Source organism: Tardiphaga sp. vice304 (assembly GCF_007018905.1).
Classification (GTDB): Bacteria; Pseudomonadota; Alphaproteobacteria; order Rhizobiales; family Xanthobacteraceae; genus Tardiphaga.
Genome location: NZ_CP041402.1, coordinates 5,320,548 through 5,342,751 on the forward strand (window position 1 = coordinate 5,320,548; position 22,204 = coordinate 5,342,751).

At 65.2% G+C, this 22,204-nt stretch carries 21 protein-coding genes; 16 read left to right on the plus strand and 5 right to left on the minus strand.

What is annotated here, in order from left to right; genetic code table 11:
* The first annotated feature begins 12 nt into the window (after window positions 1–12).
* From FNL56_RS25390 to FNL56_RS25400, 3 genes are read left to right on the plus strand one after another with little or no spacing between them, the layout of a single operon-like run.
* Window positions 13–339: an ArsR/SmtB family transcription factor gene (locus FNL56_RS25390; protein WP_143575599.1), complete on the plus strand. Its 327-nt coding sequence runs from the start codon at window positions 13–15 to the stop codon at window positions 337–339.
* A gap of 14 nt (window positions 340–353) precedes the next feature.
* A complete protein-coding gene (locus FNL56_RS25395; RefSeq protein WP_143575600.1) occupies window positions 354–884 on the plus strand; it encodes a rhodanese family protein in 531 nt (176 codons plus the stop codon).
* Between the two features lie 13 nt (window positions 885–897).
* Window positions 898–1,692, plus strand: a complete 795-nt coding sequence (locus tag FNL56_RS25400) for a sulfite exporter TauE/SafE family protein (RefSeq protein ID WP_143575601.1) — start codon at window positions 898–900, stop codon at window positions 1,690–1,692.
* A gap of 63 nt (window positions 1,693–1,755) precedes the next feature.
* Here FNL56_RS25400 and FNL56_RS25405 read toward each other — a convergent pair whose 3' ends face one another.
* Window positions 1,756–3,369 carry a phosphoenolpyruvate carboxykinase gene (locus tag FNL56_RS25405; protein ID WP_143575602.1) on the minus strand — a complete coding sequence of 538 codons (1,614 nt, stop codon included), beginning with the start codon at window positions 3,367–3,369 and terminating at the stop codon, window positions 1,756–1,758.
* 180 nt (window positions 3,370–3,549) lie between these two features.
* Window positions 3,550–4,287 carry a HugZ family pyridoxamine 5'-phosphate oxidase gene (locus FNL56_RS25410; RefSeq protein ID WP_143575603.1) on the minus strand — a complete coding sequence of 246 codons (738 nt, stop codon included), beginning with the start codon at window positions 4,285–4,287 and terminating at the stop codon, window positions 3,550–3,552.
* 216 nt (window positions 4,288–4,503) lie between these two features.
* On the opposite strand from FNL56_RS25410, the gene FNL56_RS25415 reads away from it, so the two are divergent.
* From FNL56_RS25415 to FNL56_RS25435, 5 genes are all read left to right on the plus strand, one after another.
* Window positions 4,504–5,205, plus strand: a complete 702-nt coding sequence (locus FNL56_RS25415; RefSeq protein ID WP_143575604.1) for a response regulator transcription factor — start codon at window positions 4,504–4,506, stop codon at window positions 5,203–5,205.
* A 113-nt stretch (window positions 5,206–5,318) separates the two neighbouring features.
* Complete coding sequence (locus FNL56_RS25420; RefSeq protein ID WP_143575605.1) at window positions 5,319–7,124, plus strand: sensor histidine kinase; 1,806 nt, start codon at window positions 5,319–5,321, stop codon at window positions 7,122–7,124.
* Window positions 7,121–7,645, plus strand: coding sequence for an HPr kinase/phosphorylase (locus FNL56_RS25425; protein WP_143575606.1), 525 nt, complete (start codon window positions 7,121–7,123; stop codon window positions 7,643–7,645). Before FNL56_RS25420 ends, FNL56_RS25425 begins: the two co-directional genes overlap by 4 nt.
* A gap of 129 nt (window positions 7,646–7,774) precedes the next feature.
* Complete coding sequence (locus FNL56_RS25430; RefSeq protein ID WP_143576368.1) at window positions 7,775–8,176, plus strand: PTS sugar transporter subunit IIA; 402 nt, start codon at window positions 7,775–7,777, stop codon at window positions 8,174–8,176.
* A complete protein-coding gene (locus FNL56_RS25435) occupies window positions 8,173–8,511 on the plus strand; it encodes an HPr family phosphocarrier protein (protein WP_143575607.1) in 339 nt (112 codons plus the stop codon). The genes FNL56_RS25430 and FNL56_RS25435 overlap by 4 nt, the downstream gene beginning before the upstream one ends.
* A 183-nt stretch (window positions 8,512–8,694) precedes the next feature.
* Here the strand turns inward: FNL56_RS25435 and FNL56_RS25440 are convergent, their stop codons facing one another.
* The gene (locus FNL56_RS25440) at window positions 8,695–10,329 is read right to left on the minus strand and encodes a glycosyltransferase family 39 protein (protein ID WP_143582447.1); all 1,635 of its coding nucleotides are present in this window, start codon (window positions 10,327–10,329) and stop codon (window positions 8,695–8,697) included.
* 123 nt (window positions 10,330–10,452) lie between these two features.
* On the opposite strand from FNL56_RS25440, the gene lepA reads away from it, so the two are divergent.
* The 4 genes from lepA to FNL56_RS25460 all read left to right on the plus strand — a co-directional run bounded on the left by lepA (window position 10,453) and on the right by FNL56_RS25460 (window position 14,232).
* Window positions 10,453–12,258: a translation elongation factor 4 gene (gene lepA / locus FNL56_RS25445; RefSeq protein ID WP_143575609.1), complete on the plus strand. Its 1,806-nt coding sequence runs from the start codon at window positions 10,453–10,455 to the stop codon at window positions 12,256–12,258.
* A 115-nt stretch (window positions 12,259–12,373) separates the two neighbouring features.
* A complete protein-coding gene (locus FNL56_RS25450) occupies window positions 12,374–12,562 on the plus strand; it encodes an antitoxin MazE family protein (RefSeq protein WP_246660788.1) in 189 nt (62 codons plus the stop codon).
* Entirely contained in the window at window positions 12,553–12,894 is a 342-nt protein-coding gene (locus tag FNL56_RS25455; protein ID WP_168203026.1) for a type II toxin-antitoxin system PemK/MazF family toxin, read from the plus strand. The genes FNL56_RS25450 and FNL56_RS25455 overlap by 10 nt, the downstream gene beginning before the upstream one ends.
* Before the next feature lie 126 nt (window positions 12,895–13,020).
* The gene (locus FNL56_RS25460) at window positions 13,021–14,232 is read left to right on the plus strand and encodes an ABC transporter substrate-binding protein (protein WP_143575611.1); all 1,212 of its coding nucleotides are present in this window, start codon (window positions 13,021–13,023) and stop codon (window positions 14,230–14,232) included.
* 118 nt (window positions 14,233–14,350) lie between these two features.
* On the opposite strand, the gene FNL56_RS25465 is transcribed toward FNL56_RS25460, so the two are convergent.
* Window positions 14,351–16,489 (minus strand): putative bifunctional diguanylate cyclase/phosphodiesterase, encoded by a 2,139-nt coding sequence (locus FNL56_RS25465; protein ID WP_441351313.1) that lies wholly within the window; start codon window positions 16,487–16,489, stop codon window positions 14,351–14,353.
* Window positions 16,490–16,886: 397 nt separating this feature from the next.
* On the opposite strand from FNL56_RS25465, the gene mepA reads away from it, so the two are divergent.
* From mepA to modC, 4 genes are all read left to right on the plus strand, one after another.
* Window positions 16,887–17,846: a penicillin-insensitive murein endopeptidase gene (gene mepA / locus FNL56_RS25470; protein WP_143575613.1), complete on the plus strand. Its 960-nt coding sequence runs from the start codon at window positions 16,887–16,889 to the stop codon at window positions 17,844–17,846.
* Window positions 17,847–18,029: 183 nt separating this feature from the next.
* Window positions 18,030–18,815 (plus strand): molybdate ABC transporter substrate-binding protein, encoded by a 786-nt coding sequence (gene modA / locus FNL56_RS25475; RefSeq protein WP_143575614.1) that lies wholly within the window; start codon window positions 18,030–18,032, stop codon window positions 18,813–18,815.
* 4 nt (window positions 18,816–18,819) lie between these two features.
* Entirely contained in the window at window positions 18,820–19,515 is a 696-nt protein-coding gene (gene modB, locus FNL56_RS25480) for a molybdate ABC transporter permease subunit (protein WP_143575615.1), read from the plus strand.
* Window positions 19,516–19,517: 2 nt separating this feature from the next.
* Window positions 19,518–20,186, plus strand: a complete 669-nt coding sequence (modC, locus tag FNL56_RS25485; protein WP_143575616.1) for a molybdenum ABC transporter ATP-binding protein — start codon at window positions 19,518–19,520, stop codon at window positions 20,184–20,186.
* 104 nt (window positions 20,187–20,290) lie between these two features.
* Here modC and FNL56_RS25490 read toward each other — a convergent pair whose 3' ends face one another.
* Window positions 20,291–22,087 carry a potassium/proton antiporter gene (locus tag FNL56_RS25490; protein ID WP_143575617.1) on the minus strand — a complete coding sequence of 599 codons (1,797 nt, stop codon included), beginning with the start codon at window positions 22,085–22,087 and terminating at the stop codon, window positions 20,291–20,293.
* Between the last annotated feature and the right edge of the window lie 117 nt (window positions 22,088–22,204).

The window sequence follows — 22,204 nt, forward strand, 5'->3', positions numbered from 1 at the left end:
GATGAGATCACCATGACGGCCAGCCCTTCGCTCGACATTAACGACTTCGCCGCCAACGCCCTTGAGGTGGCCAACACCTTGCGCGCGCTCGGCAACGAGCGGCGGCTGATGATCCTGTGCAAGCTGGTGGAATCCGGCGAGATGACGGTCGGCGCGCTGGTCGAGGCCGTCGGCCTCAGCCAGTCGGCGCTGTCGCAGCACCTCGCGAAAATGCGCGACGAGAACATCGTGACTTTCCGCCGCGACAGCCAGACCCTCTGGTACCGGATCGCCGACCCTCGCATCGAGCAATTGATGGCCGAACTGCATCGCCTGTTCTGCCGCACCCAACCCGTTTAACCCAGGAGTTCAGCATGACCCTTCCCCACATTTCCCCCGAAAAGGCCCGGCAGATGGTTGCCAGCGGCGCCGTGCTCGTGGATATCCGCGAGGCCGACGAACACGCGCGCAGCCGCATCGCGCAGGCTCGCCATGAGCCGCTGTCGAAGCTCGGCGCCATCGATCCGGGCGCCGACGCGCCGGCCGTGATCTTCCACTGCAAGTCCGGCGGCCGGACCGCGGCCAATGTCGAGCGCCTGGCGTCATCGACAGACTGCGAGGCCTTCATCCTCGAAGGCGGCATCGAGGCCTGGAAGAGCGCCGGCCTGCCGGTCGTCGAGGACAAGAAACAGCCGATCGAAATGATGCGGCAGGTGCAGATCGTCGCCGGTTCAATGGTCGTGACCGGCGCCGTGCTCGGCGCATTGCTGCATCCCGGCTTCTACGCGCTGTCGGGTTTCGTCGGCGCCGGGCTGGTCTTCGCCGGCGTCTCCGGCACCTGCATGATGGCGAAGGTGCTGGCGCTGGCACCGTGGAATCGCCGCGCCACGCCGGCGCACGGCTGAACGAGGTCTCACGATGCTGATGACTGCCGCTGACATCGCGACGCTGTTGTCCGGCGGGCTGGTCGGTTTCGTGCTGGCCGTGGTCGGCGGCGGCGGCTCGATCCTCGCCGTGCCGCTGCTGGTCTACGGGGTCGGCGTCGCCTCGCCGCATGTCGCGATCGGCACCAGCGCGGTTGCGGTGGCGGTCAGCGCCTTCGCCAACATGCTGTCGCACTGGCGCGCCGGCAATGTCCGCTGGCCCTGCGCCATCGTGTTCTCGCTGGCCGGCATCGTCGGCGCCTTCGCCGGCTCTGCCGTCGCCAAGCAGGTGGACGGCCAGAAGCTGCTGGTGCTGTTCGGCCTGTTGATGATCGCGATCGGCGCCTTGATGCTGCACCGGCGCGGCGGCGGCGGCGATGCTGCCATCCGCCTCACCAAGGCCACCGCGCGAAAACTGCTGCCGATGCTGGTCGGCATCGGCTTTGCCGTCGGCATTCTGTCGGGCTTCTTCGGGATCGGCGGCGGCTTCCTGATCGTGCCGGGCCTGATGCTGGCGACCGGCATGCCGATGAATGCGGCGATCGGCACCTCGCTGGTGGCCGTCGTCGCTTTCGGCGCCTCGACCGCCGCGAGCTATTCGTTCTCCGGCCTGACCGACTGGAGACTGGCGGCGATCTTCATCGCCGGCGGCCTGCTCGGCGGCTTCGCCGGCATTGCGGCCGGCCGACTGATCGGCGCGCATGACCGCGTGTTGCGCTCCGTCTTCGCCGGCGTGGTGATCGTCACCGGCGGCTACGTCTGCATCCGCGGCGCGCTGCAATTCATGTGAGTGGCATCAACAAAAAGGCGGCTCGATGAGCCGCCTTTTCAATCGTGACGATAGCGGCGAAAACTACTCCGCCGCGAGCTTCAGATCCGGTGCTGCGGCCAGCACATCCGCATCGACCTGCGCTTCGAACTTGGCGAAGTTCTTCTGGAACATGCCGACCAGTTTTCGCGCGGTGGCGTCGAACTCGGCCTTGTCGGCCCAAGTGTTGACCGGGTCGAGGATCTCGGAGGGTACGCCGGGCAGCGCGGTCGGTACCGCGAAACCGAAGTACTTGTCGGTGCGGAATTCGACGTTGCGCAAGGAGCCGTCGAGCGCCGCCGTCAAGAGCGCGCGCGTCACCTTGATCGGCATCCGCGAGCCCGTGCCGTATTTGCCGCCGGTCCAGCCGGTGTTGACCAGCCAGCAATCGACATTGTGCTTCGCGATCAGGTCGCGCAGCATGTTGCCGTAGACGGAGGGATCGAGCGGCAGGAACGGCGAGCCGAAGCAGGTCGAGAATTCCGGCTCGGGATCGTTGCCGAGACCGCGCTCGGTGCCCGCCACCTTGGCGGTGTAGCCAGACAGGAAGTGATACATCGCCTGCGCCGGGGTCAGCTTGGCGATCGGCGGCAGCACGCCGAATGCGTCAGCGGCGAGCATCACCACGTTCTTCGGCTGCGGCGCGCGGCCGGTGCGAGAGGCGTTGGGGATGAACTCGAGCGGATAGGCCGAGCGGGTGTTCTCGGTCTTCGAGCCATCGTCGAAATCCGGCACGCGGGTGTGCTTGTCGAGAATGACGTTCTCCAGCACGGCGCCGAACCGCTTGGAGGCCGCATAGATCGCGGGCTCGGCCTCTTCCGACAGCTTGATGGTCTTGGCGTAGCAGCCACCCTCGAAGTTGAAGATGCCGTCAGAACCCCAGCCGTGCTCGTCATCGCCGAGCAGCGTGCGCTTGGGGTCGGCGGACAGCGTGGTCTTGCCGGTGCCGGACAGGCCGAAGAAGATCGCGCTGTCGCCGCCCGGGCCGACATTGGCCGAGCAGTGCATCGGCATCACGCCCTTCGCGGGCAGATAATAGTTCAGCGTGGTGAACACGCTCTTCTTCATCTCGCCGGCATAATAAGACCCGCCGATCAGGACGATCTTGCGGGCGAAATCGATGGCCACGACGTTCTCCGAGCGGACGCCGTGGCGTTTCGGATCGGCGCGGAAGCTCGGCAGGTCGATGATGGTGAGTTCCGGCACGAAGTCCGCCAGCGCGGCGGCTTCGGGGCGGATCAGCAGCGTGCGGATGAACAGCGAATGCCAGGCCAGCTCGGTGAAGACGCGGGTCTTGATCTGGAAGGTCGGGTCGGCGCCGCCATAGAGGTCCTGCGCGAACAGCTCCATGCCTTCGGCGTGCTTCTTGAAGTCGACGTAGAGCGCCTCGAACTGCTCGGGCGTGATCGCCTGGTTGCCGGCCCACCACATGTTCTCGGTGGAAGCATCCTTGACGGTGTACTTGTCCTTCGGACTGCGGCCGGTGAAGACGCCGGTGTCGGCGCAGAGCGCGCCATCGGCGGAGAGTTCGGCCTCACCGACCCGCAGCGCGTGCTCATAGAGTTGAGGGGCGCCGAAATTCCAGTTCACGGCCTTGAGGTTGGTCAGTCCGAATTTGTCGGCACCATAGGCCGCGTTGCGTACGCCCGTTTCTTTCACGAAGTATCCTCCTTGAGTCCGCGGTCACCACCGGTCGCCTGTCACCAGGCACCGTCAGCCGCGGTAGGCTTCAATATAGACCGTCTGGTCACGGTCGGGCGACCTAATAGTGGGCAGCGTGGGGGGAAACAAGACGGAACGGTCATATTTGGTTTTTCGGGTGGCCCGCCTTGATGTCGCTCAATCCGGGATCGCCCGCGCCTGTTCCGCCAGTTCGCGCAGCACCGCGCGCAAGGCGGCAGGCGTGTCGATCCGTCGCGGGAAGTTCAGCCGCTGCACCATGGCACCGCCTTGCAGATCGAGTCCGTCGGGATCGCAGCCGGTGCACGACCAGTCGCCCGGCGCCGCTCCCAGCAATCGGGTGGCATAGAGGCCAAGCGCATCGCGGTGGTCAGCGTTCATATGCGCCACGGCGCCCTGCTCCGCCTCCAGCATCGCCGCGGCGCCGGTCAGGTCGGTCAGAAACTCGTCGGGCGAAAGATCGTGGATCCGGCCGAAGCCGGCGACCAGATGCGCGCCGCTGGGCACAATCCTGAAGAACGAAAAGTCCTTGAAGTCGACGAACATCTCCGCCGACGGGTGCACCGCGAGATACCGCTGCCGCAGCGCCAGCGCCGCGTCGCCTTCGGCCTGCTGCGCCGTGCCGGCCAGCATGATGCGTGCGCCCTGCAGGGGATCGCCGGGCGCGCGCTCGTCGAGCATCAGGGACACCCTGGGGTCCGCCAACAGGTTTGTCGTGTGCACTGCAAGACGCGAGATCAGCAGGATCGGCGCGCCGTCGGCGGCGCTGGCGACGTTCACCAGCGAACAATACGGATCACCTTTCGGTGGCCGTAGCGTCGCCAGCGCGCCCTGCCGGCTGCGTCGCAACAGCGACCGGGCCAGTGCCGCGGGGTCGAAACCGGGGGTCGGCTGCATCGGCTAAATCCAGAATTTCATTGCACTAACTGCCTTTTTCTCGGCCCACGGAGTGGCTATAGGGAAATGGAACCCATCCCCAGCTCATACGTTCAATGGAACTCGGCCACATTTCAGCCCAGCTTGCATTGCTCGTTGACTGTGTTCTTAAGGCCACCTCTCTCGACGGATCGTCGAATCTTCGCCTCCGTCACTCCCGCTTCGGAAAGCAGGCTCATGCCCACAATCGCTCTGGTCGACGACGACCGCAACATTCTCACATCCGTGTCGATCGCGCTGGAGGCCGAGGGCTACCGCATCATGACCTATACGGATGGCGCGTCGGCCCTCGACGGCTTCCGCACCAGCCCGCCCGATCTGGCGATCCTCGACATTAAGATGCCGCGCATGGACGGTATGGAGACACTGCGCCGGCTGCGCCAGAAGTCGGATCTGCCGGTGATCTTCCTGACCTCGAAGGACGAGGAGATCGACGAATTGTTCGGCCTCAAGATGGGTGCCGACGATTTCATCCGCAAACCGTTCTCGCAGCGCCTGCTGGTCGAGCGCGTCAAGGCGGTGCTGCGCCGCGCCGCCCCGAAGGATCCAGCCGCCCCGCCGAAGGAAACCGACGCTAAGGCGCTCGACCGCGGGTTGCTGCGGATGGACCCGGAACGCCATACCTGCACCTGGAAGAACGAGCCGGTCACCCTGACCGTCACCGAATTCCTGATCCTGCAGGCGCTGGCGACCCGTCCCGGCGTGGTCAAGAGCCGCAACGCCCTGATGGACGCCGCCTATGACGACCAGGTCTATGTCGATGACCGCACCATCGACAGCCACATCAAGCGGCTTCGCAAGAAGTTCAAGGTGGTCGACGACGACTTCGAGATGATCGAGACCCTGTACGGTGTCGGCTACCGCTTCAAGGAAACCTGATCGGACCGGCGCGCAGCCGCGGATGGGGCCTGACGGCCCCGCCGCCGTGGCGTAGATTGCGCCTGCTCGCGCGGGCGGCGCGGCGTCGTGCACACAAACAGGCAGGCTTGGTTTTGCTGGATCGAACGCAGCCCGATGGCAACCCGGATGTCGATGGCCCCGCGCCGTCGCAGCCGGACTCCGACATCGGAACCCCCGTGCGGGCCTGGCAGCGGCCGTTGAACTGGCTGCGCAGCCTGCGGCAGTACTTCGTCGCGCTGACCTTCTCCAGCCTGACCCGCCGCATCGTGTCGCTGAATCTGCTCGGCCTGGTCGCCCTCGTGACCAGTATTCTCTATCTGTCGCAGTTCCGCGCCGGCCTGATCGATGCCCGCGCGCAGAGCCTGCTGGTCCAGGCCGAGATCATCGCCGGCGCGATCGCGGCCTCGGCGACGGTCGAGACCAACACCATCACCATCGATCCCGACCGGCTGCTCGACCTCAAGCCCGGCGAGACCTATGGCGCGCCGGATGAGTTTTCCGGGCTGGACTTCCCGATCAACCCGGAACGCGTCGCCCCCGTGTTGCGCCAGTTGATTTCGCCGACCAAGACCCGGGCGCGCATCTATGACCGCGACGGCGTCCTGATCCTCGACAGCCGCAGCCAGTTCGCGCGCGGCGACGTGATGCGTTTCGAACTGCCGCCCCCCAATAGCGAAAAACCCGGCTTCGCCGAGCGCGCCATGATCGGGGTGCGGACCTGGCTGAACCGCGGCGACCTGCCTTTGTACCGCGAACTCGGCCCGGAGAACGGCAACGGCTATCAGGAAGTGACGCAGTCGCTCGACGGCGTGAAAAGCAGCATGGTTCGGATCAACGAACGCGGCGAGGTGATCGTCTCGGTGGCCGTCCCGGTGCAGCGGTTTCGCGCGGTGCGGGGCGCGCTGATGCTGTCGACCCAGGGCGACGATATCGACCAGATGGTCACCGCCGAGCGCCTCGCGATCCTGAAAGTGTTCGCGGTGGCCGCCGTGGTGATGATCGTGCTGTCGCTGCTGCTGGCGTCCACCATTGCCGGCCCGGTTCGCCGCCTCGCCGACTCGGCCGAGCGCGTCCGCCGCCGCATCCGCCACCGCGTCGAAATCCCCGACTTCACCGACCGCCGCGATGAGATCGGCCACCTCTCCGGCGCGCTGCGCGACATGACCGACGCGCTGTACAACCGCATCGAGGCGATCGAGACCTTCGCCGCCGACGTCTCGCACGAGTTGAAGAACCCGCTGACCTCGCTGCGCTCCGCGGTGGAGACGCTGCCGCTGGCCAAAAACGAGAACAGCCGCGGCCGGCTGCTGGCGGTGATCGAACACGACGTCAGGCGGCTCGACCGGCTGATCTCCGATATTTCGGATGCCAGCCGGCTCGACGCTGAACTGCAGCGCAACGACGTCGCCCCGGTGGATGTGCGGCGGCTTCTGACGACGCTGACCGGCGTCGCCAACGAGACCAAGCTCGGCCACGACGTCGGCGTCGAATTGCGCTTCGAGGGTGCGGCCTCCGATACGTTTTCGGTGCCCGGCCATGATTCGCGGCTGTTTCAGGTCATTACCAACCTCGTCACCAATGCGCAGTCGTTCTCGACGCCTGGCAGCAAGGTCCGGATCGTGTGCCGGCGGCTCAAGGCCGACATCGAGATCCTGGTCGATGATGACGGCCCGGGCATCGAGCCCGATGCGCTGGAGCGGATCTTCGAACGCTTTTACACCGACCGGCCGCACCAGGGTTTCGGCCAGAATTCCGGGCTCGGTCTGTCGATCTCCAAACAGATCGTCGAGGCACACCGCGGAAAAATCTGGGCGGAGAACCGGATTGGCCCGGTCGATGCCGACGGCCAGATCGAGGTCCACGGCGCCCGCTTCGTCGTCCGGTTGCCGGCGACATGAGCGCGTCGAGCCCCACGGTCCATGCCTCGGCCGTGCTGATCGGCGACCGCGCCGTGCTGGTCCGCGGTCCCTCCGGCGCCGGCAAGTCGCGGCTGGTGCTGGAGCTGATCTGGGCCGGACAGGCCGGGCCGCTCGACGCCGCGTTACTGGTCGGCGATGACCGGGTCCACCTCGAGGCGCGAGAGGGCCGGCTGTGGGTGCGCCCGGCAACCCAACTGGCCGGGCTGATCGAGGTGCGCGGCCTCGGCCTCCGCCGGCTCGATCACGCGGCGAGCGCCATTGTCGGATGGGTGGTCGATCTCGATGCCCCGGACGCCGCACGGTTGCCGGAACCTTCCGCGCTGCGGACCGTCATCGACGGCGTCGAACTGCCGAGAATTCCCGTCGGGGCCGGCTATTCGGCGCTGCTGCTGGTCATGGCCGCCCTGACCACGACCGAGGGTGCGACATCCCAGCAGGTCCAGGACGATTGCTCAAAGGGAATTGGTAACCATATTAGTCCCACTATCGCCACCGACTAGACCCGCAACCGCTTCCGATAGATGGTATTTTAAGGGAGAATTGCGAAGAGTCCCCTTGCAAGCGGGCTCTGGATGGTCAAAGTGGCCCTTTCGTGCGGCGCACCAAGCAGCGCCCACGAGGAGTTTCCTATGATTGGTCTAGTACTTGTGACCCACGGGCGCCTTGCCGACGAGTTCAAGGCGGCGCTTGAGCACGTGATGGGTCCACAGAAGCAAATCGAAGCCGTCACCATCGGCGCAGAGGATGATTCCGATTTATGTCGCAGCGACATTATCGATGCGGTCGCCCGCGTCGATAGCGGCGCCGGGGTCGCTATCCTGACGGATATGTTCGGCGGCACCCCGTCGAACCTGGCGATCTCCTGCATGAGCCGGCCGAAGGTCGAAGTGCTGGCCGGTATCAACCTGCCGATGCTGGTCAAACTCGCCAAGGTGCGCGCCGACATGCCCCTGCCGGAGGCGATTGCCGCGGCACAGGAGGCCGGCCGTAAATACGTCACCATCGCCAGCCGGGTTCTGGCCGGCAAATGACCGACGGGACCGACCAGGCAAGTTCGAACGGCGGCGAGACCGCGCCCGATGCAGCGTCGTCAGCCGGCGGCGTGTCCCGCGAAATCCCCATTATCAACAAGCGTGGCCTGCATGCGCGGGCCTCCGCCAAATTCGTGCAGATGGTCGAGCGCTTCAATGCCGAGGTCACCGTGACCCGCAATGGCGAAGAGGTCGGCGGCACCTCGATCATGGGCCTGATGATGCTGTCCGCCGGGCCCGGAACCACCATCCTGGTGTCCGCCAAGGGCGCCGAAGCGCAAGCCGCCCTCGACGCCATCACGGAACTGGTCGGCAACAAGTTCGGCGAAGAATAGAATTTCTTGCTTCCCTCTCCCCCGCGCGAAGCGAAGCTTCGCTAGGTGGGAGAGGGTGGACGCGCGCCAGCGCGGCCGGGTGAGGGGTCGCCACAATCTCCGGGCTTGTTCAATCCCCCTCATCCGTCACGGCCTTCGGCCGTGCCACCTTCTCCCACAAGGGGAGAAGGAAGAAAAAGGGACCTACCTTCCCGGCGGCACGATCACCACGTTCCACTTCGTCGCGGCACTGGCCTGGCCCTTGAAGAAATGCCGCGTCGAGACCACGATCCTCTCGCCGTTCGCGGCGTTTTCCCTCATCCATTGGTCGCACATCGCCTGCTTCCAGTCGTCGATCTGGCAGATGCCGATGAAGCCCTCGCGCTTGGCCTCTTCCAGCGACGTCAGGCCGGACGGCCACGGCTCGTAGGGCGTCAGCGGCATCGGATGGTCGGGGCTGTAGAAGGTCATCTGCTCGCCGACGTCGGTGTAGCCGGCGGCCACCTTCCACGGCGAATGGAAGCGCGCGTGCCAGATCTCGGTGAGCTGGCGGGAGAGCTGCGAATACGAGATGTGGGTGAAGCGGCCCTCGGCATCGTGCGGCAGCGTGGCGATGGCGATCTGCGGCGCCAGCACCAGGGTCAACAGCGTCAGCACCAGCCAGATCGCGGCGAGTCGCACCACGGCAGCCCCCGGCACCCGCAGCGAGGGGATCGCGACCACGGCCAGCGGCACCAGGAAAAACAGCGAAATGCCCCAGTCGGTCTTCAGATAGACGTTGAATGCCAGCGCGCCGAGCGGCGGCCCGACCGCGACGATGCCCTGGATCAGCCAGATGTTCAGCGCCTGATCGCGCCGGACGCCCTGATTGTCACGCATCGACCACGGCTCGGCCAGGAACGCGCGGGGATCCTGCCACGGCAGCTTCCAGCGGCGCGGGCTCCACGCCAGCGCCAGCGCGGCCAGCACCAGCGGAAGTGCCAGCAGCGCGCCATTGTGGCCGAGATAGCCCAGCACCAGTTGCACGCTCTGCAGATGGCTGGAGATCGCATAGGTCCCGCCGGCATAGAGGAACGGCGCAAAATTCACCTGCTTGAGCCAGATGCCATGCGGTATCATCAAGGCGGCCAGCGTCACGATCGCCGCCCATGGTGCCGGGGAACGCAGGAACAGCATCCGCGCCGGATGGATCAGCGCGGCGAGGCCGATCGCGCCGATCATCGTCACCACCCAGTATTTCGTCATCAGCGCCAGCGCGCCGGCCGCACCCAGCAGGATGCCCGAGCGCAACGTTCGCTTGTCGAAGGCGTCCAGATAGGCCAGCACCAGCAGCGGCAGCGTCACCAGTTGCAGCAGATCGGGATTGTATTTGAAGCCCTTGAAATTGAAGATCGGATAGAGCGCCAGCATCACCACCACGAGAAAGGCGCGGCGGCGATCGACCACGCGCAAGGCGATCTGCCAGCAGATCATCATGCCGACGCTGACCGTGGCCATCGCCAGACCAAAGGTCGCCCAGTCGGTCGGCGGAAACACGTCGAACCAGGCCCCCGCGACCCAGCCCGACAGCGGCGGATGCTTGCCATAGCCCAGCAGCAGCTTCTGGCCCCAGGCGTAGCCCTCGGCGACGTCGAAATGCACGTCCTGCGCGGCCTTCAACTGGGTCAGGATCGCGGTCCACAGCACGCCATGCGCCAGCGCGAAGCCGGCGACCAGCCACGTCGCGAGGCGCTCGTGCCGGGCCCAGGCGATCAGCCGCGCCGCGCCGCGACGGCCGAACCCGCGGCGGCGAAGACGAGAGATTGGCGGGGCAACGGCGCGTCGAACAGCTTTCTTCATGTGCCCTGCCTAGCGCGTTTCCGCCGGCGGGGAAATCAGGATGCCGTGAGGCCGCAGCCCCGGAATCGGCTGGAAAAGCGCAATAAGGTTGCCGCAAGGGGGCGCGAATGCTATCCCGCGCGCATGACAACCGTCCCGATTTCGAACATCCGCAACTTCTCCATTGTCGCTCATATCGATCATGGCAAGTCGACCCTGGCCGACCGGCTGATCCAGCAGACCGGGGGGTTGCAGGCGCGCGAAATGAAGGAGCAGGTGCTCGATTCGATGGACATCGAACGCGAGCGCGGCATTACCATCAAGGCGCAGACGGTGCGGCTGAATTACCTCGCCAAGGATGGCCAGGACTACATCTTCAATTTGATGGACACGCCCGGCCACGTCGACTTCGCCTATGAGGTCTCGCGCTCGCTGGCGGCCTGCGAAGGTTCGCTGCTGGTGGTCGACGCCTCGCAAGGCGTGGAAGCCCAGACGCTCGCCAACGTCTATCATGCGCTCGACGCCGGCCACGAGATCGTGCCGGTGCTCAACAAGATCGACCTGCCCGCCGCCGAACCCGACCAGGTCAAGCAGCAGATCGAGGACGTCATCGGCATCGACGCCTCCGACGCGGTGATGATATCGGCCAAGACCGGCATCGGCATTGATCTCGTGCTGGAAGCCATCGTCACCCGGCTGCCGCCGCCGAAGGGCGACCGCGCAGCACCCCTAAAGGCGCTGCTGGTCGATTCCTGGTACGACGTCTATCTCGGCGTCGTCGTGCTGGTCCGCGTCGTCGATGGCGTGATGAAAAAGGGCATGCGCGTCCGCATGATGGGCACCAACGCCGCCTATGATCTGGAGCGCGTCGGCTTCTTCACGCCGAAGATGACCGCGGTCGACGAACTCGGCCCCGGCGAGATCGGCTTCATCACCGCGGCGATCAAGGAAGTCGCCGACACCCGCGTCGGCGATACCATCACCGACGACAAGCACCCGATCACCGAGATGCTGCCGGGCTTCAAGCCCGCCGTCCCCGTGGTGTTCTGCGGCCTGTTCCCGGTCGACGCCGACGATTTCGAAACGCTGCGCGCCGCGATGGGCAAGCTGCGGCTCAACGACGCCTCGTTCTCGTTTGAAATGGAAACCTCCGCCGCGCTGGGCTTCGGCTTCCGCTGCGGCTTCTTAGGATTGCTGCATCTGGAGATCATCCAGGAGCGCCTTTCCCGCGAGTTCGATCTCAATTTGATCGCGACCGCGCCCTCCGTGATCTACAAAATGCACCTGACCGACGGCAGCGAGATCGAGATCCACAATCCGATCGACATGCCGGACGTCGTCAAGATCGCCGAGATCCATGAGCCATGGATCGAAGCCACCATCCTCACTCCCGACGAATATCTCGGCTCGGTTCTGAAGCTGTGCCAGGACCGCCGCGGCACGCAGAAGGAGCTGACCTATATCGGCACCCGCGCGATGGTGAAGTACAACCTGCCGCTCAACGAAGTGGTGTTCGATTTCTACGATCGCCTCAAGTCGATCTCCAAGGGCTACGCCTCGTTCGACTATCACGTCACCGACTACAAGGCCGCGGATCTCGTCAAGATGCAGATCCTGGTCAACAACGAGCCGGTCGATGCGCTGTCGATGCTGGTGCATCGCAACCGCGCCGAAGGCCGCGGCCGCGCGATGGTCGAGAAGATGAAGGACCTGATCCCGCCGCATATGTTCGTGATCCCGATCCAGGCCGCAATCGGCGGCAAGGTGATCGCCCGCGAAACGGTGCGCGCGATGCGCAAGGACGTGACAGCCAAGTGCTACGGCGGCGACATCAGCCGCAAGCGCAAGCTTCTGGAGAAGCAGAAGGAAGGCAAGAAGAAGATGCGGCAGTTCGGCAAGGTCGAAATCCCGCAGGAAGCGTTTATTGCCGCGCTGAAGGTGGATAGTTGATGGGCTGCCGCTTTCTTGCGGCACGCTGACTGTTGCACTTAACTCGTAACATGTTACGTTACTCTAGATGTCTACGACGCCAAAGAAAACTGGTGCCCAAACATCGCAGCAACGCATGGCGTCGCGGCGCGAGCGGTTGCGCGCGCAGGGGCTTCGGCCGGTGCAGTACTGGGTACCGGATCTGCGCGATCCGGCTGTGGTCGCCGACCTGAAGCGTCAGGCAAAACTGATGGCGCAGCATCCGCAGAATGCCGAACTCGACGATTGGCTGGACAAGGCGATCGACTGGGACGAATGGAGATAAAACGCGGGGACATCGTTCTGATGATTGCCCCGCGCGATCTTGGACGACCGCGGCCTGGCGTCATCGTTCAAGCCGATGAATTCAACGCCGAGTTTTCGACGATCTTTATCTGTCCGATGACAACCGACATTCAAGACGGCTTTCCCCTGAGACCATATGTCGATCCGAGCGCGGAAAACGGACTACGTCTGCGCTCGCAGATCATGACGGACAAGATGGCTGCTATCCGCCGCGAACAAATTCGCAGCCTGATCGGCCATATCGACGTCGAAACCGCCCAACAACTCGATCGCTCGCTTCTGGTCGTTCTTGGCCTTGCGCGGCAAGCCTGATTGAAGCGATTGATAGCGTGCCCCAGCGCACCGCAACATCCAATCCGCTTGCCTGCAGCTTCATGCCGACCCATGCTGCGACGACGACGCCGAAAACGGCGCGTGACATAACATCGGGAGGACGGAATGATCTCGCACCGCATGGTGGCGGCGACGACGCTGGCTGTATCAATCTGGCTGGGGACGAATGCACAGGCGCAGCAATCCAATCTGCCGCTGAAGATCGGCGTGCTGGCCGATTTCGCTTCGGTCTATTCCGACATCGGTGGCCAGGGCAATGTCGAGGCGACGAAGATCGCGATCGAGGAATTCGGTGGCCAGATGTTCGGCAAGCCGATCGAGCTGGTGACGGCCGATGCGCTCAACAAGGCCGATGTCGCGGCCACCATCACGCGCAAATGGTATGAGGCGGAAAATGTCGACATGATCATCGACATGCCGACCTCGGCGACCGCTTTGGCCGGCATGGAGATGTCGAAGCAGTTCGAGAAGATCATGATCGTGACGGACGCCGCGTCGTCCGACATCACCGGCAAGTCATGCTCGCCCTACACCGCGCACTGGACCTACGACACCTACGGCAATGCCCACACCGTCGGCAGCGCCATCGTCAAGCAGGGCGGCGATAGCTGGTACTTCATCACAGCCGACTATCTGTTCGGCCATTCGATCGAGCGCGACACCGGCGACGTGGTGCGCGCCGCAGGCGGCAGAGTCGTCGGCTCCTCGAAACATCCGCTCAACACCGCGGACTTCTCCTCGTTCCTGCTGCAGGCGCAGGCGTCGAAGGCGAAGATCGTCGGCCTCGCCAATGGCGGCGGCGACACCATCAATACCATCAAGCAGGCCTCCGAATTCGGCATCGTCGCCGGCGGGCAGAAGCTGGCGGGCATCGTGATGTTCATCTCCGACATCCACTCGCTCGGGCTGAAAATGGCGCAGGGCCTGATCATCACCGAGGCCTATTACTGGGACCTCAACGACCGCACCCGCGCCTTCGGCAAGAAGTTCTTCGACAAGATGAAGCGGATGCCGACCATGAACCAGGCGGCGACCTATAGCGCGACGCTGCATTATCTCAACGCCGTGAAGGCCGCCGGCACGCGCGCCACCAAGCCGGTGCTGGCCAAGATGCGCGAGACGCCGGTGCGCGACGCCTTCACCGACAACGGCGTGCTGCGCAAGGATGGCCGCATGGTGCACAGCATGTTCCTGCTCGAGGTCAAGAAGCCGGAGGAGTCCAAGGCGCCGTGGGATTACTACAAGGTGCTGGCCGAAGTGCCGGGCGAGCAGGTGTTTCGCCCGATGAAGGACGGCGGGTGCCAATATGTGAAGTGAGCGTAGCCCGGATGGAGCGAAGCGAAATCCGGGGCCGGCTTATCGATCAAGCTACGCTTCCCGGATTGCGTGGTCGCGCCGCTTACGCGACACGTCCACTCCATCCGGGCTACAGGCTCTACGCCACCTGCGCCTCGTCCGCTTCCGGCACGATGCTCTGCGCGCGCAGCAATTCGACGATCTCGACATTCGGCCGGGCGCGGCTGAACAGGTAGCCTTGCGCCTCATGGCAGCCCTCGGCGCGCAGGCAGGCCAGTTCGTCCTCGGTCTCGACGCCTTCGGCGGTGATGGTGACGCCGAGGCCCACGCCGAGGCTGATGATCGCGCGCACGATCGCCTGGGCATCGCGGTTGGCGCCGAGGTCGCGCACGAAGGACTGGTCGATCTTGATCTTGTCGAACGGAAAGCTGCGCAGATAGCTGAGCGACGAATAGCCGGTACCGAAATCGTCCATCGAAATCCGCACGCCGAGCGCACGCAGCGCATGCAGCGTCGCCAGCACCTGGCTGCTCTTTTCCAAAAGCAGCGTCTCGGTGATCTCCAGCTCCAGTCGCCGGGCCGGCAGGCCGGATTGCTTCAGCGCATCCATCACGATCGACAGCAGATTGCCGACGCGAAACTGCAGCGGCGACAGATTGACCGCGACGCGCACGGGGTCCGGCCACGCCGCGGCCTCCATGCAGGCGCGGCGCAGGATCTGCGCGCCCAGCACATTGATCAGGCCGGTGTCTTCGGCGACCGGGATGAAATCGCCCGGCGAGATCATGCCGCGTTCCGGATGCTGCCAGCGCACCAGCGCCTCGACCCCGGTGATGCGGCCGCTCTTGAGGTCGATCAGCGGCTGGTAGTGCGGCCGCAGCAGGTCGCCCTGGAGCGCGGCGCGCAAATCGAGCTCGATCTTGCGCCGGGTCTGGGCACGCGCATCCATGCCGGCTTCGAAGAAGCTGAACGTGCCGCGCGAATCGTTCTTGGCGCGCGACAGCGCCATGTCGGCGTTCTTCATGAGCCGCTCGGAATCGTCGCCGTCGGAGGGCGCCATCGCGATGCCGACGCTGGCGCCGATCACCACCGAATGGCCATCGAGCAGAAAGGGTTCGCCGATCGCCTGGAGCAGCCGGCGCGCCAGCAGCACGACGTCCTCGGGACGGTTGATGCCGGTCTGAATGATGGCGAATTCATCGGAGTTGAGCCGCGCGACCGCGTCTTCCTCGCGCACGGTCGAGCGCAGCCGGCGCGCCACGCCGCGCAGCAGCTTGTCGCCGATGCCGTGGCCGAGCGTGTCATTGATGGACTTGAAATTGTCGAGGCCGAGAAACAAGATGCCGGCCTTCTCGCCGCCGCGACGGGAGTGCGCGAGCACCTCGTCGAGCCGCTGGCGAAGCAGGTTGCGGTTCGGCAGCCCGGTCAGGCCATCGTGATGCGCCATGAACGCCAGCCGCATCTCGGCGCGCTTGCGCTCGGTGATATCCATCAGGGCCAGCATCACCGCCGGCTCGTCACCATAGGTCAGGTGGCGAGAATAGATCGCCAGATCGATCAGCGAGCCGTCGGCCTTAACGTGCTTCCAGGTCCGCGCCGGCTGCTCGTCGCTGGACTGGTCGCGCGCCCAGGGCGCCTCGGCTTCGAACGCCTGCAGATGGCGGATCGTCAGCCGCTCGAACTCGGCGCGGGTATAGCCATAATGCTCCACCGCGGCGTCGTTGACGCCGACAATGCGTTCGTCGTCGAGGGCGCAGACGATCATCGGCACCGGGTTGCTGTCGAACAACAGCCGGAACGAGGCCTCGCGCTGTTTCAGCTCGGTGATATCGACGCGCAGTCCGATGACGTCGCCGCCCACGGTCAGGCGCTCCTCGATCAGGATGACGCGGCCGTCGGCGAGGGTCTGCTCATGGCGTTCGCCGGGATGAAACAGCCGGGCGACCCGCTCGGCGATCCATTCGTCCTCGCGGCCGATCGCCTCCGGATAGTCGCCGCGCTCGACGCCGACGCGGATCGTATCCTGCAGCCGCGCGCCGGGCACGAACTGGTCCGAACTGCGGTTGTAGATCTCCGCGTATTTTTTATTCCAGAGGATGTAGCGACCGTCGGAATCGAGAAACACGACGCCCTGCGGCAGGATGTCGATCGCCTCGCGCAGCCGCTCGTGGGATTTGCGGGCGTCGGCGACCGCCGCCTCGGCTTGCGCGCGCTGGCGCACGATCTCGCCGATCTCGCTGGCGCGCCGGCGTGTCGCCAGCTTTGGCGCAGCTTGCATCGTGCGGCCGATGCGGATCGGAGGTTCGCCGGCTTTCAGATTCTTCTTCGCCGCTGGCCGGAATTTCGGCATGTCGCTTCCACTTGCATCCTGCAAGAAGTGGTTGTGCGGGAAAGTCTCTAAAAAATTGGTATCACTTCGCCGTGACCATATTGTTCTGCTTTGGCGGTAGTGAGTCATTGTACATCGACCTGCCTGGACAATAGGCACAAACCGGCGGAACGGCGTCCTCGGCCACCGGATGACCGGCATAAAGCACTCATAAATCGAGATAAAATAAGCGCATGACAGCGTCGGGAAAGGGGTGCCGATAATTGCGCCAGTCGAAGATTAAGTTAGCGAAGTGTTAACGGATCACGGCTGAAATGGACGTCCAGTTGCGCTAACATGGACCGGCATGAACAGACGTCTGATGGCATCGCTGCTACTTCCCGCGACGATGGTCGCGATCGCTTCCATCGTCGCGATCGCTTTGATCGACGGCGCGTGGGCGCAGGACAAGGGCAGTGTGCAGCCGAAGCCGCTGCCGCCGCTGGCCAATCCGAACGACCCGCAGCTCGGCGCCAAGGAGTTGTTCGGCCGCAAGGTGCTGCCGTCGCGGACGCCGACGCAGGTATTTGGCTTCTACGCCCGGGGCTGCATCGCCGGCGCCGAAGCGCTGCCGATCAACGGGCCGAACTGGCAGGTGATGCGATTGTCGCGCAACCGCAACTGGGCGCATCCGCAGATGATCGACGTGCTGGAGCGGCTGGCGGCCAAAGCCAACCGGATCGCAGGCTGGCCCGGCCTGCTGGTCGGCGACATGTCGCAGCCGCGCGGCGGCCCGATGATCACCGGCCATGCCAGCCATCAGGTCGGGCTCGATGCCGACATCTGGCTGACCCCGATGCCCAACCGGCAATTGTCGCGCAACGAGCGCGAGGAAATGTCGGCGGTGATGATGGTGCGGCGCGACCGGCTGGATATCGATCCCGCGGTGTGGACGCCGAGCCATCTCCCCGTCATCCGCGCGGCGGCGCAGGAGCCGGCGGTGGAGCGCATCTTCGTCAATGCCGCGATCAAGAAGGCGCTGTGCCGCGAGGCCAGAGGCGATCGCAACTGGCTGTCCAAGGTGCGGCCGATGTACGGACACGACTATCACTTCCACGTCCGCATCAAATGTCCGGCGGGCAGCGCCGACTGCGAGTCGCAGCCGCCGCCGACGGACAGCGAGGGCTGCGGCACGGCCGAACTGGGCTACTGGTTCAGCGACGCGGTGCTGCATCCGAAGCCGCCGCTGGTGCCGCCGAAACCGAAGCCGCCGATGACGCTGGCCGAGTTGCCGCCCGCCTGCCGGCAGGTGCTGGCCGCACCGTAGTCACAGATGACGGCTCATCATCGGGCTTTACGCCGTCCCTCAGCCTGCTAATGTTGCTACGCGATATGCCCGACGATCGTAAATCGCCGGGCTTGCTGGAACGGCGCTTCCGCCTGTCGCCCCCTCCCTCGACAACGCCGGGTATGCGTGCGCTTCGCGCTGTGGACCTGCATGGAGCGCCAGATGAACCGATTCTCTGTAACTGCCCTCGCTTTCATGATGCTGCTCGGAGCGAATTATTCGTCCGCGCAGGCCCAGGACAAAAGCCTGACAGTGTTCGCCGCCGCCTCGATGAAGAACGCGCTGGACGATATCAACGCCGCCTATTTCGCCAGGACCGGTATCAAGGTCACGGCGTCCTACGCCGCCAGTTCGGTCCTCGCCAAACAGATGGAACAGGGCGCGCCGGCCGATGTGTTCGTGTCCGCCGATACCGACTGGATGGACTACGCGATTGTAAAGAAGACCATCAACGAGCCGACCCGGGTCAACCTGCTCGGCAACAGCATGGTGCTGATCGCCGCCAAGGATTCCAAGCTCGACAACGTCACGATCGATCAGGGCTTCGATCTCGCGAAACTCGCCGGCGACGGCCGGATCGCCACCGGCGACGTCAAGTCGGTGCCGGTCGGCAAATACGCCAGAGCGGCGCTCGAAAAGCTCGGTAGCTGGGCGGCCGCCGAGCCGAAATTCGCGATGGCCGACAGCGTCCGCGCCGCTTTGGCGCTGGTGTCGCGCGGCGAGGCGCCGCTCGGCATCGTCTACGCCACCGACGCCAGGATCGATCCCGGCGTCAGGATCGTCGGCACCTTCCCGGCCTCGTCACATCCGGCCATCATCTATCCGGTCGCCGCGACCGCAATGGCGAAGCCCGAAGCCGCCGGCTATCTCGCCTTCCTGAAGACCACGGCGTCGAAGACGATCCTGGAGAAATACGGCTTCAACTTCCTGATCAGCCCGACGACCTGACGACGTGTTCGACATCTCCCCCACCGAATGGACGGCGATCCTGCTCTCGCTCAAGGTCGCCGTGATCGCCACGCTGGTCTCTACCCCGCTCGGCATCGGCGTCGCCTGGCTGCTGGCGCGGCGCAATTTCTGGGGCAAGTCGCTGGTCGATGCCGTGATCTATCTGCCGCTGGTGTTGCCGCCGGTGGTGACCGGCTATCTGCTGCTGCTGACGCTCGGCAAGCGCGGGATGGTCGGCAGCTTCCTGGCCGAGCATTTCGGCATCGTATTCGCGTTTCGCTGGACTGGCGCCGCGCTCGCCTGCGGCGTGATGTCGTTCCCGCTGTTGGTGCGGCCGATCCGGCTGTCGATCGAGGCGGTCGACCGCAAGCTCGAACAGGCGGCCGCCACGCTTGGCGCCAGCCCGTGGAAAGTGTTTGCCACCGTGACGCTGCCGCTGGCGATGCCCGGCGTGCTGGCCGGCATGGTGCTGGGGTTTGCCAAGGCGATCGGCGAGTTCGGCGCCACCATCACCTTCGTCTCCAACATTCCCGGCGAGACCCAGACGATTGCCTCGGCGATCTATTCGCTGATCCAGACGCCCGACGGCGACACCGCAGCACTTCGGCTGGTGATCATCTCGATCGGCATCGCGGTCGCGGCCCTGATCGCCTCCGAGTGGTTCGCGCGCCGCGCCACCCTTCGCCTGCACGGGAATTGACCATGCTGCGTGTCGATGTCAGCAAGAAGCTCGGCCATTTCAACCTTGAAGTCGCCTTCACCACCGAGGGCCGGGTCACCGGTCTGTTCGGCAGCTCCGGCGCCGGCAAGACCTCGCTGGTCTCCCTGATCGCCGGCCTGGAGACGCCTGATCGCGGCCACATCAGCATCGACGACGAACCACTGGTCGACACCGCGGCCGGTCTCGATGTCCCGCCGCATCGTCGCCGCATCGGCTACGTGTTCCAGGACGCGCGATTGTTTCCGCATCTCGACGTCGCGCAGAATCTCGATTACGGGCGGCGGATGAATGCGCTTCCGCGCGATCCTGCGCAGGAAAGCCGCATCAATGCGCTGCTGGATATCGGCGATCTCCTGCAGCGCCGTCCCGGCAGCCTGTCCGGCGGCGAGCGCCAGCGCGTGGCGCTCGGCCGCGCGCTGCTGTCACGGCCGCGGCTGTTGCTGCTCGACGAGCCGCTGGGCGCGCTCGACGACGAGCGCAAGACCGAAATCCTGCCCTATCTGGTGCGGTTGCGCGACGAGGCCGACATCCCGATGGTCTATGTCAGCCACGACCCCGACGAGATGCGGCAAGTGGCGACGGATGTGGTGATCCTGAAGCGCGGCAGGGTGGCTGCGTTTGGCGGCGTCGAGGTGTTGCCTCAGCCGTAGCGTGGGCAAAGGCGCCCTTGCGCCGTGCCCACCGCGTTACGATTGGCGGTGGGCACGCCCCGACGCGCTTCGCGCGCCAGAGCTTTGCCCACCCTACGAAACCGTCACGCCCCCGACAGCGACTTCCAGACCTTCAGCAGCCGACGCTTGGCGAACTGCCGTCGTGTCAGCTTTGGCGCCGGCGCCTCCTCGTCTTCGGGCAACCGCAAGCCGACGACGTTGACCCGGCCGCCGCCGAGGCTGCGCGCCACCAGATCGATCGCATCCACCGGCAGCGCGGCGCCGACGGTGGGCGCGCGGTCGAGATGGACGTCGAAATAATCCGCCAGCGTCAGGCCGGTTTCGGCCGGGTCCACGGCGATGCCGTAGATCGCGGCGAGGTCGCCGAGCGTGATCTCGCCGGACACCACGAAATCGCCGAGCAGATGCGGATCCGGCGCGGTGCTCGGCGGCATATCGACGAAGAAGCGATCGAGCGACTCGGCCTTTTCCGGCGGCGCCAGCAGATACAGATAATCGCCGGCCTCGACCGGATCGGCCTCGGCGGGCGTGAGAATCCGCTCGTCGCGGATCACCAACGTCGGCTTCGACCACGACGGAATCAAACCGCGCTTGAGATACAGACTCTTCGGCCGCACCGAATAGCCGACCAGTTGCTGTTCGAGCTGGCCCGGCAGGTCGAGTTCGATGCGCCGCGGGCCCTTGTCAGAGCGCGGCAACGCGACCAGCAGCTTTCGCGCGGCGAAGGCGAGCGTCCAGCCCTGCAGCAGCAGCGAGATGATGACCACGACGAAGGCGACGTCGAAATACAGATAGGCCTTGGGCAGCCCGACCAGCATCGGAATGGAGGCCAGGAAGATCGCCACCGCGCCGCGCAGCCCGACCCAGGCGACAAACAGCTTCTCGCGCCAGTTGAAGCGAAACGGCGCCAGGCACAGGAACACCGCGACCGGCCGTGCCACCAGCATCAGCACCAGCGCCACGGCGACCGCGGGCACGATGCTCACGATCAGGCGCTGCGGCGACACCAGCAGGCCGAGCATCACGAACATCACGATCTGCGCCAGCCAGGTCGCGGCATCGAGGAAGGCCACCACCGAATTATGCGCCCGCGTCGGCCGGTTGCCTATCACGATGCCGGCGAGATAGACCGCCAGGAAGCCGGAGGCGTGCAGCATCTGCGACAGGCCGAAGATCACGAGCGCCGCGGTGCAGACGAACGGCGCATGCAGCCCCTGCGGCAGAGCGACACGGTTCAGCGACAGCACCACCATCCGGCCGCCGACCACGCCGATCAAGGTGCCGAGCACGACCTCCTGGGCGAATTCCAGCGCGACATGGCCCGCCGTGGCACTGCCCAGCGCGATGATCTTGACCAGCATCAGGGTAAGGAACACCGCGAACGGATCGTTGGTGCCGGATTCGACCTCCAGCGTGGCGCCGACGCGCGGCCGCAGCCGCAGGCCCTGGCCGTGGATCAGCAGGAACACCGCGGCAGCGTCGGTCGAGGCGACCACCGCGCCGATCAGCAGTGCCTCGGTCCAGTCGAGCCCGAGCGCGAATTTCGCCACCGGGGCGGTGATCAGCGCCGTCAGCAACACGCCGACGGTGGCCAGCATCATCGAGGGCGCGAGCACGGCGCGGATACTCTGGAAGCGCGTTTTCAGCCCGCCGTCGAACAGGATCAGCGCCAGCGCCACGGAGCCGACCAGATAGGTCGTGTGGACGTCGTCAAAGCGAATACCGCCCGGCCCGGAATCGCCCGCCAGCATGCCGATGAAAAGAAAGAACAGCAGCAACGGCGCGCCGAAGCGCAGCGCAAGCAGGCTCGACAGCATCCCGGCCATCACCAGCACGCTGCCGAGCAGAATGGAAAGGCTGACTGAATCGAGTGAGGCCATGAGACTCCGCGGTGAAAGGATGCACCTGCATGTCTATCGTCGGCTCCGGTGGAGGCCAACCGATTTCTGCCCGGAGCAATCCAACCGCTGCAGCACGGCCTGCCACGCCGAGCATGC

Bases quoted from the DNA above. Each gene is read 5' to 3' on its own strand.
- FNL56_RS25390 (WP_143575599.1), top strand. From the start codon at position 13: ATGACGGCCAGCCCTTCGCTCGACATTAACGACTTCGCCGCCAACGCC.
- FNL56_RS25395 (WP_143575600.1), top strand. From the start codon at position 354: ATGACCCTTCCCCACATTTCCCCCGAAAAGGCCCGGCAGATGGTTGCC.
- FNL56_RS25400 (WP_143575601.1), top strand. From the start codon at position 898: ATGCTGATGACTGCCGCTGACATCGCGACGCTGTTGTCCGGCGGGCTG.
- FNL56_RS25410 (WP_143575603.1), bottom strand. From the start codon at position 4,287: ATGCAGCCGACCCCCGGTTTCGACCCCGCGGCACTGGCCCGGTCGCTG.
- FNL56_RS25415 (WP_143575604.1), top strand. From the start codon at position 4,504: ATGCCCACAATCGCTCTGGTCGACGACGACCGCAACATTCTCACATCC.
- FNL56_RS25425 (WP_143575606.1), top strand. From the start codon at position 7,121: ATGAGCGCGTCGAGCCCCACGGTCCATGCCTCGGCCGTGCTGATCGGC.
- FNL56_RS25430 (WP_143576368.1), top strand. From the start codon at position 7,775: ATGATTGGTCTAGTACTTGTGACCCACGGGCGCCTTGCCGACGAGTTC.
- FNL56_RS25435 (WP_143575607.1), top strand. From the start codon at position 8,173: ATGACCGACGGGACCGACCAGGCAAGTTCGAACGGCGGCGAGACCGCG.
- FNL56_RS25440 (WP_143582447.1), bottom strand. From the start codon at position 10,329: ATGAAGAAAGCTGTTCGACGCGCCGTTGCCCCGCCAATCTCTCGTCTT.
- lepA (WP_143575609.1), top strand. From the start codon at position 10,453: ATGACAACCGTCCCGATTTCGAACATCCGCAACTTCTCCATTGTCGCT.
- FNL56_RS25450 (WP_246660788.1), top strand. From the start codon at position 12,374: ATGGCGTCGCGGCGCGAGCGGTTGCGCGCGCAGGGGCTTCGGCCGGTG.
- FNL56_RS25455 (WP_168203026.1), top strand. From the start codon at position 12,553: ATGGAGATAAAACGCGGGGACATCGTTCTGATGATTGCCCCGCGCGAT.
- FNL56_RS25460 (WP_143575611.1), top strand. From the start codon at position 13,021: ATGATCTCGCACCGCATGGTGGCGGCGACGACGCTGGCTGTATCAATC.
- FNL56_RS25465 (WP_441351313.1), bottom strand. From the start codon at position 16,489: ATGCAAGCTGCGCCAAAGCTGGCGACACGCCGGCGCGCCAGCGAGATC.
- mepA (WP_143575613.1), top strand. From the start codon at position 16,887: ATGAACAGACGTCTGATGGCATCGCTGCTACTTCCCGCGACGATGGTC.
- modA (WP_143575614.1), top strand. From the start codon at position 18,030: ATGAACCGATTCTCTGTAACTGCCCTCGCTTTCATGATGCTGCTCGGA.
- modC (WP_143575616.1), top strand. From the start codon at position 19,518: ATGCTGCGTGTCGATGTCAGCAAGAAGCTCGGCCATTTCAACCTTGAA.
- FNL56_RS25490 (WP_143575617.1), bottom strand. From the start codon at position 22,087: ATGGCCTCACTCGATTCAGTCAGCCTTTCCATTCTGCTCGGCAGCGTG.